Source organism: Nostoc sp., from assembly GCF_036919595.1.
Classification (GTDB): domain Bacteria; phylum Cyanobacteriota; class Cyanobacteriia; order Cyanobacteriales; family Nostocaceae; genus Nostoc.
The window spans coordinates 66,748-77,348 of record NZ_JBALCO010000148.1; the positions used below are offsets into that span (position 1 = coordinate 66,748).

General features: G+C 41.9%; 8 protein-coding genes. 5 read left to right on the forward strand and 3 right to left on the reverse strand.

Features of this window, described 5'->3' with window-relative positions; translation table 11 throughout:
• Window positions 1–215: 215 nt before the first annotated feature.
• Both V7K21_RS22665 and V7K21_RS22670 read right to left on the reverse strand, forming a co-directional pair.
• The gene (locus V7K21_RS22665; RefSeq protein WP_335177449.1) at window positions 216–539 is read right to left on the reverse strand and encodes a DUF6464 family protein; all 324 of its coding nucleotides are present in this window, start codon (window positions 537–539) and stop codon (window positions 216–218) included.
• Window positions 540–763: 224 nt separating this feature from the next.
• The gene (locus V7K21_RS22670; protein ID WP_335177450.1) at window positions 764–1,261 is read right to left on the reverse strand and encodes a hypothetical protein; all 498 of its coding nucleotides are present in this window, start codon (window positions 1,259–1,261) and stop codon (window positions 764–766) included.
• A gap of 205 nt (window positions 1,262–1,466) precedes the next feature.
• Between V7K21_RS22670 and V7K21_RS22675 the strand changes: the two genes are divergently transcribed.
• The 3 genes from V7K21_RS22675 to V7K21_RS22685 all read left to right on the forward strand — a co-directional run bounded on the left by V7K21_RS22675 (window position 1,467) and on the right by V7K21_RS22685 (window position 4,377).
• The gene (locus tag V7K21_RS22675; protein ID WP_335177451.1) at window positions 1,467–1,610 is read left to right on the forward strand and encodes a hypothetical protein; all 144 of its coding nucleotides are present in this window, start codon (window positions 1,467–1,469) and stop codon (window positions 1,608–1,610) included.
• A complete protein-coding gene (locus V7K21_RS22680; RefSeq protein WP_335177461.1) occupies window positions 1,611–1,868 on the forward strand; it encodes a GNAT family N-acetyltransferase in 258 nt (85 codons plus the stop codon).
• 619 nt (window positions 1,869–2,487) lie between these two features.
• Entirely contained in the window at window positions 2,488–4,377 is a 1,890-nt protein-coding gene (locus tag V7K21_RS22685; RefSeq protein ID WP_335177452.1) for a transketolase, read from the forward strand.
• A 285-nt stretch (window positions 4,378–4,662) separates the two neighbouring features.
• Here V7K21_RS22685 and V7K21_RS22690 read toward each other — a convergent pair whose 3' ends face one another.
• On the reverse strand, window positions 4,663–5,694 hold the full coding sequence (locus V7K21_RS22690; RefSeq protein WP_335177453.1) for a 1-acyl-sn-glycerol-3-phosphate acyltransferase: 1,032 nt from the start codon (window positions 5,692–5,694) through the stop codon (window positions 4,663–4,665).
• Between the two features lie 713 nt (window positions 5,695–6,407).
• On the opposite strand from V7K21_RS22690, the gene V7K21_RS22695 reads away from it, so the two are divergent.
• Window positions 6,408–6,725: a helix-turn-helix domain-containing protein gene (locus V7K21_RS22695; protein WP_335177454.1), complete on the forward strand. Its 318-nt coding sequence runs from the start codon at window positions 6,408–6,410 to the stop codon at window positions 6,723–6,725.
• A 1-nt stretch (window position 6,726) separates the two neighbouring features.
• The gene (locus tag V7K21_RS22700; RefSeq protein ID WP_335177455.1) at window positions 6,727–10,290 is read left to right on the forward strand and encodes a PAS domain S-box protein; all 3,564 of its coding nucleotides are present in this window, start codon (window positions 6,727–6,729) and stop codon (window positions 10,288–10,290) included.
• Window positions 10,291–10,601 lie beyond the last annotated feature (311 nt).

Sequence of the window (10,601 nt, forward strand, 5' to 3'; positions counted from 1 at the left end):
TGAAAGGAAAATTTAGGAATTACAATTTTACAGATGTCCAAATCTTTGCAATAAAACACGAAGCAGTATTTAAGGATAAAGACGTTAGATTTTATGAAAAGGAAATTTACAATTTTAGCAGGCACAACATCGGTAATTTTATCTTGCTTCGTCAGCCTCCCTTTGCCCTTCTTCGGTAATTTTAGATTGATTAAGTATTAGTCAGGTAAAACTTACTAAGTCTTTTTTTCACTACTAGCTAATTCCTTAGGTTCATAGTGACGGCAAGCGTTACATGGTCCGTCGGGATTGACAGCACAGCGGATATAGCCAGATCGGGCATTAAATTTGCAGCTGATATCGCCAATCAAATAACCCACCCCTTCTAAATAATAGCGATCGCCTTCAACAGGTCTGATATTGTGCCGTCCCTGCACCATTGGAAAATTCATCGCTGCTTGCATCCGTAAGCGCGATCGCACAAAGTTTTTGCGGATCATCCACAGGGAAAACAGGGACGGTAAAAAACCAACGGCAATCACTAAAAGTGTCTTTAACACCTTTTTTTACCTCTTCTGTGCGCTGATTGATTATCCCTGATGTTGCACCTGGTTTTACGGAAGTGCAAATATTAGGGCAGCTTTGCCTATTTGCCACCAACTGTGGCTGCAATTAGCAATGGCAGTATGGTATCTAGCAATTTTGAAAAAGAAGTTCCTTCTGCCACTTCAATCAGCATAACTGTTAAATCTCATGGGTCAGCTGCCGTTGAATGTTGATAATTTTAAGATTTGTTGACTAATACCTTTTTAAGGAAGCGTTTTATGTCGGTCTCAGCCCCACTCTTGTTTTTTCTGTATCGCTGCGATGCTAATCTTTTTTTGGTTTGCTGACGAAGTTGCTGTGCTAATAGCGTTGCTTCTCTTTCTGCTCGGAATAAATCAACTCTTCGCGTCGTGAGAATAAATGATTCGTCTGGTTTTCGTTTCACCCAAGGGACGCTAATTGACTGCCAAATAAAAATATTTTTGCATTTTAGAACTGGGTAACGTTTTTGAGTATTAAGTGTGTTGGCGATCGCTTTCAACTCTAATATCGCTGCTTCTAACTCTCCCGCCATCTGATTGATGCGTTCGACTTGTGCTAGAAAACGTTCCCGTTCACTGATGATTTTTTCATCTTGGGGTTGCAGTGGCACTATAGCAGTAGTTACAGATGTAGGCTGCAACAGCGAAACTTTGAGCAAAATGGGCTTTTTGTCCGTGTCTGGGATTTTTTTCATACTACCTCAAGCAAGGCTAGCTGACTTTTAAGGCATTTTAGCAGCAATTTAGTATATTTGTACTATATAAGTTATCTATATCTATGAGATTTAATCTGATCAATTCTGCTGTATAAGTGGAAAGGACTGCACTTGAAAGCTGAAGTAGTGCCGTTAGCGCTGATAATATTTCTAGTAGAGGTATTTGTCATTAATTAACTTCCTGATGAGATTACGAACATACGAAATAGGTGATACCGAAGAAATTATGAAATTATTCTACGACACTGTTCATGAGGTGAATATTCATGATTACACAGAAAAACAAGTAGATGCTTGGGCACCAGCAAATATGGATATTGATGTTTAGATTAAAGGTTTAGGAAGTAAGTTTACTTATATAGCTGAGGAACAGGGCAAAATTATTTGTTTCGATGAATTAGAGGTTAATGGTCATCTTGACCGTTTTTACTGTCATAAAGATTTTCAAATAAAAGGGATTGGTAAGAAAATATTAGAGCAGCTTGAATCAAAAGCAAAGGTTTTAGGAATTGAAAAGTTATTTACAGAAGCCAGTCTTACAGTTAAACCTTTCTTTAAAAGCCAAAACTTTATTGTTGTGAAATAGCAAGAGGTAGATCGGAGAGGGCAAAAGCTGATAAACTTCGTTATGGAAAAATTAATTTAATAATTACCAAGTTGGTTTTATTGAAAACAGTAATTTTGACGGGTTTAATCTGCTAAAAAGCATTTTATCTGCATAAAATAAGAGCTACCGCTGACTAAAAGTGAATTATTATAGAAAAATGAATCACAGCTTACTCAGCCATTATTTGTCAAGGAAATTTAACTATTTTAAACAAAGACGACCTTATTTCTCTCGTGGTAATCTTGATTTTTTTGTTGAGGAATAAAGAAAATACTGAATCTAGTGGAATTAGCCTTGTATTCCTTAAGAAATAAAGCTGAGTTATTCCATTAGAAAGAAGCCACTGTAGCTCTTACTATCTAAAGTAAACTTAGGGATATTGAAATAAATCTCTGAACAAGTGTTTAGTTGGATTTGTGTCTGCTTCTGGTTAAAAAAGACACTATTCATCACAAAGTAAAATTCAAAAAGAATAATCTTTCCTTTTACCTAGGCGTATTAGCATTTTTTCGTAAAAATAGCCAAGTCTAGCTAAAACACGAGTGATGAAACAAAGGATTCGCCACAATACCCTTGATTTTCATTTAGGAATATTACTATGACCACACAGGAACAACTAGACCAATGGCATGAACTAGCACAACAGTTGCGTATCGATAGTATTCGCGCTACAACTGTTGCTGGTTCAGGTCATCCTACTTCGTCCATGTCAGCCGCTGATCTGATGGCGGTTTTACTCTCCAAATATCTCCGCTACGACTTTGATAATCCACATAACCCTAATAGCGATCACTTCCTTCTCTCTAAAGGACACGCTGCACCTCTACTCTATGCCATGTATAAAGCAGCGGGAGCAATTACCGATGAGGAGTTATTGTCGTTACGGCAATTTGGCAGCCGTTTAGAAGGACATCCCACACCAGTTTTACCTTGGGTTAATGTAGCAACTGGCTCATTGGGACAAGGATTACCAATTGGTGTGGGGGTGGCTTTAGCAGGTAAATATTTAGATCAACTTCCATACCATGTGTGGGTATTGCTGGGTGATAGCGAAACAGCTGAGGGGTCAGTATGGGAGGCTTTTGATCATGCCTCACACTCCAAACTAGACAATCTGATCGCCATTATCGATGTCAATCGACTAGGGCAACGCGGTGAGACTGAATTGGGTTGGAACACACAAGCCTATGCTGCGCGTGCTAGAGGCTTTGGCTGGCACGCAATTGAAATTGATGGTCACGACTTGACAGAGATTGACCAAGCCTTTACTACTGCTTTGAGCATCAACGATCGCCCCACGGTAATTATCGCCCGCACAAAGAAAGGCAAAGGTGTGGCTTCTGTGGAAGATATCGGTGGTTGGCATGGTAAAGCATTCAAACCCGATCAAGAGAAAGAGGCGATCGCAGAGTTAGGTGGTGAACGCCACATGATAATTCAAGTCAACAAACCCGAAGAACAAAGCCAACCTGCTGCAACAGGGAATGCTCAACCCCTGCAACTTTCCACTTATGAAAAAGGTGCAAAGGTCGCAACACGTAAAGCATATGGTGACGCTTTAGTGGCATTGGGAGCCGCTCAACCCGATGTAGTTGTCCTTGATGGCGAGGTGAGTAATTCCACTTATGCCGAAGATTTTGCCAAAGCCTATCCTGAGCGCTACTTTGAGATGTACATTGCTGAACAACAACTGATCGCAGCAGCGGTGGGTTTGCAGGTGCGAAAATACAAACCCTTTGCTTCCAGCTTCGCAGCCTTTTTGAGTAGAGGTTACGACTTTGTCCGAATGGCGGCTATCTCTCGTGCCAATATTAAATTAGTGGGTTCTCATGCTGGGATATCCATTGGTCAGGATGGCCCTTCACAGATGGCACTGGAGGACTTAGCAGCCTTCCGGGCGGTGTGGAGTAGTACTGTACTTTATCCCAGTGATGGCAATCAGACGGCTAAACTAGTGGCGCAAATGAGCGATCGCAATGGTATTGTCTACCTCCGTACCACTAGGGAAAGCACACCTGTAATCTATAGCTCTGATGAAGAATTTCCCATTGGTGGTAGCAAAGTAATCCATAGTTCTGAGCGAGATCAAGCTACAGTGATTGCGGCTGGTATTACTTTACATGAAGCACTTAAGGCTAGCGATCATTTAAAAAACGAAGGGATCACGGTGCGGATCATAGATGCCTACTCCGTCAAACCCATTGATGTAGAAACACTTCATCAAGCTGCACGCGATACCAAGGGAAATTTAGTCGTGGTTGAAGACCACTGGATGGAAGGCGGATTAAGTGCGGCTGTGCTTGATGCCTTTGCTGGTACTAGTAGTATTCCTACTTACAATGGGCCTCAACTACGGCTAATTAAGTTGGCAGTGCTTGATATGCCAAGTTCCGGCACACCAGAAGAACTGCTCCATGCTGCCAAAATTGACGCCGATGCCATTGTTGAAGCGGTGAAATCGCAAGTCAGACAGCCAGTAGGGGTATAATACAATCCGGTTTGGAAAAGAGAAAGTTATCTGTTGAGTTGAGCAGAAAAAGCAGGGAGAGAAAGAATTATTGCTTAACGTGAGTTCAACGAACCTCTCCTTACCTTGAACTGAAGTTCAAGCCTGTCCCTCTTCCAGTCGGAGAGGGACGGTTTTGCGTAGTAAAACCTTTTATAAGTCTTTTGATTCAGATTAAACGTAATGAATTATTACTAAAATAGCAAATAATTTTTTATACTTAAGTAAATTATTTTTTCAAGGATTAACTTAAATCCACTCGTAGAATTAAATTTCTCTCAATAACTGATTAATTTTATTTTGCAGTTTTTCGCATAATTGTTGTGCCAGCCGATAAGCTACTGTACGCTCTTTGTTTGAATAGTTGTACAATTCTGCTGGTTCCAAAGGCTGAATAAAGTAACGCAGACGAGTTCTCATTGCCCAAATTCCCATTGAAGGAAACAGAAGTAAGATAAACATCAAAGGCGAGAAAGGCAAGAATGGTAATTTGATTAGTCGTTGCAATTTCTCTAAATTAACAGCCCAAGGATGTAAAAATTCACTACCGATGCAAACTACTGGGAGAATGGGAATTTGATAGCGATCGCTCAACTTAATAAAACTCACATCAAACTTTTCTAGTTGATAGCGTCTTTTCCAACCTTTCAGAGGGCCACGGATACCTTCGGGTGCATATAAAAGAATTTTATTTTGGGCCATCGCTGCCTCAAAATAATCTAATTCGGCTCGCACACCACCCAAAACCTGTGACCATTTAGGTGGTAAGTACCAAATCACCCAAGGATGCTCAAATAATACTGGACTTGCTACGGGTTGTACCACCCATCCTCTAGCTTCACTTAATAAATAACCCAAAGTCAAAAAATCCCAAGGAAAACACATCCCTGCATGATTCATTGCCACAATCAATGGCCCTGTTTGCGGCAAGTTTTCGACTTGTTGCAATTCTCCCCGAAAATAGTATTTAACGATGGGGCCAAGAACTTCTTCACCAAAAGCTTGTTGATATTTGGGATCGAATTCACCAACTTCTTTTTGGGGTGAACGAAAACCGAGACGCAACCAACGACTTAGCAACGCCAGATAAAATCCGCCAGGAATTAAAAATAATCCATATTCCAGCCAATTCCAACCGTCTGAATCGGTGTGATAGTGTTGCCAATGGCGGTTGAATAAAATTAGCCAGCCTGGAGGATACCAAAGACAAAACCAATCAAACCAGCTAAATATATAGCCTTCACCTGGTGTATTTTCCAGTTGACTGTTGAGGAGGTTTTCGGAGTGTTGATCAATCAAAACAGTTAAAGCTCAGGCAAAAATATGATTAAATGTACATTATAGCTTTATAGTTTTGCCATTGGCAATTTTACTATATTTAAAATTAATTACAGGTTTGGAAATACGTTCATTTCAGATTTAGTTACCAAAATTAACGAGAATTTGGAAAAATTTATATATGTAACCTATTAGAGAAAACTTATGTATCAAGGCTATCTATAGCAATCCTAAATCAAACGCGCAAAAACAAGATCCCCGACTTCGTATAAGTTGTCGTGGATCTGCGGATTACAGCTCTCACAAATCAAATAGGATTGCTATAGCAATCCTAAATCATTCGTAAACTTCTTTCCTTCTTCTTTTGGCGCTCTTGGAGACGCTGCGCGTACCCCTACGGGGATCTTGCTACAGGTAGGTAGTGTCTCAAAGAGTTGGCGGTAGCCTGCGGTAAGCCGCTACGCGTCTACAATAATTTTTACAACTAGAATAGGATTGCTATATATAAAATATTAAGTAGGGTACGAACCGTAACAATGTAATCCACTACCTATAGATATTTGGCACTGCGTAATCCTTGAAAATCATCAAATCACTTAAAATAATACTATTTTATCTTCACACACCTGACAAAATTTAATGTTTATATAGATACTTTATCCAGTTAACAGTAACCAATGAAGACTGATAAGTAATATCAGTATTTCGCCAAAAGATGAAGTTGATAACGACTAATGACTGTTCAAATTCTTCCTCAAGTTCGAGACAAATGGCGAGACAACTGTCTTAATCTTCTTATTATGGAACTAGGAAAGCTATTAAAAATTTCAGATTTAATCCGTGAACTTCGGCAGCAACTCAATCTCTCTCAAGAAAAGTTTGCAGCTAAGTTGGGAGTTTCCCTGCGAACAGTTAATCGCTGGGAGAACGGATCTACAGTGCCTTCACAGATGGCACTAAAACTAATTGAAGAAATGTTACAGAAGATGGGCGAATCAGGCAAAAGACTACTGAACGAGTATCTCCTAATAGCACAGCGAGAGGACTCCTAAGATGATGGTGAAAGTACCAGAAAAGATTTTGATGATGCGCTCTTGGTTAGTAAATTATAGTGTGATGATTCTGGCAGTCATAGCGGCGCTGCTGCTGACGCGACTGTTGGTGCCAGTGTTCGATCCGAGCGTATTTACATTATTTTATGCTGCTGTGGCAATCAGTGCCTGGTATGGCGGCATGGGACTTGGAGTAGTGGCGATCGCTGTATCTATTACAACTGTTGTTTATTTTTTGATCGAGCCAGTCTACTCCTTCGATTTCCTCAGCCTGAACGTTTTGGTACGATTAACCACATTCTCATTAGTATCCTTCTTAATTACTGCCCTCTCTTCAGAGTTACGAACTGCTAGACTTTCGGCAGAGACAAGCCTGAAATTGTTGCAAAATAGCGAAATGCGGTTTAGCCGACTAGCTGAATCCAACATCATTGGAGTCATCCTAACTGAGATAAAAAATGGCTCGATCATCGAAGCCAATGATGCTTTTCTGAAGATGGTAGGCTATACGCGAGAAGATTTGTCGGCTAACCAAATGAAATGGCGAGAGATCACCCCACCTGAGTATCTTCAATTGAGTGAGTATTCAGTGGAAGAACTTAAAACGACTGGAGTATGTAAACCCTTTGAAAAGGAATACATCCGCAAAGATGGCGATCGCATTCCCGTTTTGCTCGGTTCTGTGCTTGTGGGAGATACTCAAGAAACAGTCATTGGCTTCGTTGTTGATTTGAGCGAACGCAAACAAGCAGAAGCGGCATTACAGCAAGCCAATCAGCGGAATACACGCACTCTGGAAAACATGAGTGATGCATTTATTACTTTAGACCGGGACTGGCGAATCATCTACCAAAATGCCGAAGCAGAGCGAATTAACGGCAAACTCCGGACAGAGGTTATCGGTAAGTCGCACTGGGAGGAGTGGTCTGCATCAGTAGGCACTAATGTAGAACGCCAATACCGACGGGCGATGGCAGAACAGATTCCCGTCCACTTTGAGCATCACTACTACTACCCGTCCAAGTATGACCTGTGGCTGGAGATTCACGTCTACCCTTGTGAGGATGGTCTTAACATTTTCTTCCGTGACATCAGCGATCGCAAGCAAGCAGAGAAGGCAGTCCAAGCAAGTGATGAACGCCTCAGGAGTTTTGTCAAAGCGAATATAGTTGGGATTCTCTTTGGTGATGTGAATGGTAGCATCACTGAAGCTAATGACGAGTTCTTGCGAATTGTGGGCTATACCCAGGAAGATATCCAGGCTGGCAGACTATGCTGGACTGATATCACGCCCCCTGAGTACCAATATTTAGATGAATTGGCTATTGCCGAAGCAACAGCGAAGGGAACCTGTACTCCCTATGAGAAGGAGTGCATTCGCAAGGATGGTTCGAGTGTCCCAGTTGTAATTGGCTACTCCCTTTTAGGAGAATCTCGGCACAAATCAGTTGCATTCATTCTTGATATTAGTGATCTCAAACAAGTTAAAAAAGCGCTGAGTCAGAGTCAAGAGCAATTTCAAGCTTTTATGGACAATATTCCAGCCGCCGCATGGATAACGAATGCAGACGGACGTGTACTTTACCTCAGTCCAACTTATTTGAACACATTCGATTTAGCAACAAATAAGGCGATTAATAAAAATATTTTTGACCTATACCCAGCCCAAATCGCTCAACCCCTGCTCGATAACATTAGAATGGTTGCCGAGACAAATCAGGTTGTTGAAACGATCGAGTCTACACCACGCACAGATGGCACCCTCGGCGAATTTTTAGTATATAAGTTTCCGATTGCCAATGCATCTGGGCAACGCCTGGTAGGAGGGGTTGCAGTTGACATCACCGAACGCGAACGCGCCCTTCGTGAACGCCAGCTTGCTGAACTTGCCCTGCAAGAGCGCAGTGAACGACTCAAACTGCTTTCTGAAACAACCAGTGATTTGCTTTCAACGGAGCGCCCCTTGGATCTAATGAACAGCTTGTTCAGCAAACTCTCGGCGCAGATGGATTTGCATTTTTACTTCCACTATCTAATCGATACACATGAAAATAAGCAGAAATTTCGGTTAGTAGCTTGGAACGGCATTACTGATGAAGTATTTAAAACAATTGAATACCTGGAATTTAATCAAGGGATGTGCGGACTAGTGGCGCAAGAACGCCATCAAATTGTCGTCAATGATGTGCTGCACTCTAGCCATCCAAATGCCCAAATCCTTCATCCTTTTGGAATCACAGCCTATGCCGGTCAACCGTTAATTGCTCAGGGAAAGCTGCTTGGTGTCCTCTCCTTTGCCAGCCGCACCCGTACCCACTTCACTTCTGGAGAAATTGCCTTGCTGCAAGCAACCTCCGATCAGGTGGCGGTTGCTCAGGAACGCGCTGAGTTGATGGCTTCGTTACAGCAGCAAAAAGAGCAGTTAGTCCAAGCTAACCGGATCAAAGATGAATTTTTGGCCGTTCTTTCCCACGAACTTCGCACACCGCTAAACCCGATCCTGGGATGGTCGAAGTTACTGCAAACTAAAAAGTATGATCAAGCAACCACCACTCGTGCCCTCGAAACCATTGAGCGCAATGCCAAGCTTCAGACGCAATTAATTGAAGATTTGCTGGATGTCTCTCGAATTTTGCAAGGTAAACTCAGCCTGAATATTGCTCCTGTGAATCTGGAAAGTGCGATCGCAGCAGCAATAGAAACTGTACGTCTAGCGGCTGAAGCCAAATCGATTCAGATTAACACTATCCTTGAACCAAATATCGGTCAAGTAACTGGTGATTCAGGTCGCTTGCAGCAAGTTATCTGGAATCTACTTTTTAATGCGATTAAGTTTACACCCCAAGGTGGACAGGTAGAAATCAGTTTACAGTCACTTGGCTCTCAGGCTCAACTTCGAGTTAGTGATACAGGTAAGGGGATTAGCCCAGATTTTTTACCTTATGTATTTGACTACTTTCGACAAGCTGATGGTGCAACTACCAGGAAATTCGGCGGACTGGGATTAGGATTAGCTATTGTTCGTCACATTGTAGAGCTACATGGGGGCACAGTTCAGGTAGAAAGTTTGGGTGAACAACAGGGAGCAACCTTTACAGTCGTGCTACCGCTGATCAAGATTTATCTAAATAGCCACGACAGTGAGCAACAACCTGATGATTCGCCTGATCTAAATGGGGTAAAAGTTCTGCTTGTGGATGATGAGCGTGATACGCGAGAGTTAATTGCTTTCATTTTGGAGCAATCAGGCGCGGTAGTAATGCAGGCCGCATCGGCTGTGGAAGCATTACGAGTGATGCCTCAGTTCCAGCCAAATCTGCTATTAAGCGACATTGGAATGCCGGAAGTAGACGGCTATATGCTGATGCGTCAAATCAGAGCCATGTTACCAGAGATGGGAGGGACAATTCCAGCGATCGCTCTCACAGCTTACGCAGCTGAGGTTGATTATCAACAAGCAATTGCTGCCGGATTTGAGCAGCATATCACCAAACCAGTAGAGCCTGCTAAATTAATTCGAGCGATCGCAAACTTGATTTGCAGTTGTAATCAATCTGCAAACTAACTTACAACCCTTGGAAGCTCGAAAAAAGACATAATTAACTCAGAGACGAATGGCACGCTTGAAAAGCCGGAACACTTGTTGTTTAAGCAGTTTGTAATTGCTTATGTAATTCATGCCGGGCTTTTGTCATTAGGGCGTAAGCTTTTAGACGTGACTTATCTGAGGTAGAGAGGGGTGAAGTTTTTGACTAATGACTAATGACTAATTTTGAGAATTTACGTAACTGCCTAGCTAGTAGTAATAGAGGAAAGGAAAACAGAGACATTACCTTCTAAAGCATCAGTAATAACTTCGAGGAGATTAAGACCATG